This is a genomic window from Bartonella sp. AA86SXKL, from assembly GCF_042196885.1.
The window spans coordinates 1-748 of record NZ_JBHIRE010000293.1 but is presented as its reverse complement, the minus strand read 5'-3'; the positions used below and the strand labels follow the sequence as shown (position 1 = coordinate 748).

Annotated in this window: 2 protein-coding genes; both read left to right on the top strand. The window is 37.3% G+C overall.

What is annotated here, in order from left to right; translation table 11 throughout:
* Positions 1-502, top strand: a 502-nt coding sequence (locus ACFIO5_RS11620) for an SDR family oxidoreductase (RefSeq protein WP_375705494.1), incomplete at its 5' end; no start/stop codon positions are given.
* An 11-nt stretch (positions 503-513) separates the two neighbouring features.
* The coding region (locus ACFIO5_RS11615; RefSeq protein ID WP_375705493.1) for an EamA family transporter at positions 514-748 on the top strand (235 nt) is incomplete at its 3' end.

The following is a 748-nucleotide window of genomic DNA, read 5'->3' as shown; positions in this document are numbered from 1 at the left end:
AGAATTTGGTGGTCTTGATGTCTTAGTTAATGTAGCAGGCATTTGTTATAGTGGCGATCCAGAAACAATTGATGCTCAAGAATGTGCTGAAACATTTGATGTGAATATTAAAGGAATGTTCTATATAACAGCTGCTACTTTACCCTATCTAAAAAAGGAAATTCGCGCCGATATTATAAATATTTCATCCATATGGGGTGTAGAATACAATCCTTCTTTAATTTCATATTCTTCTTCTAAATTTGCTGTAGAGGGCTATACTGGTGGGTTGCGCTTATGGGGAATGCCACAAAATATTCGTGTTTGTTCAATCCAAGTTGATAAAGTTAATACGGATTTTCGTCGCAATTTAAAAGGATTCCCAGAGATACCTCCAGAGAAACTTGCCAAAATGCTTCACCCAGATGACATTGCTTCCGCGGTCAACTTTATTCTTTCCTCATCTAATACCGCACAAATTTCTTCTATACGTCTCGATGCTCCACTTTGGTATCAAGTATAAGGATCTATCCAATGAAAATTACGCCCAGAATAGCTCTTGTCTTAACCCTCGTAGGAACCTTTTTTTGGGGTTCCAATTTCCAAGCCACTAAGATAGCTTTAACGACTGTTTCTCCATGGACAGCTTCTTTTGAGCGGTTTCTCATTGCCGTAATCGCCATATTTTTAATTATGATTTTCAAAGAAGGCTTGCGGTGGCATGTTTTATCGCAAAATTTTATTTCTTATATTTTCCTAGGGATTATCG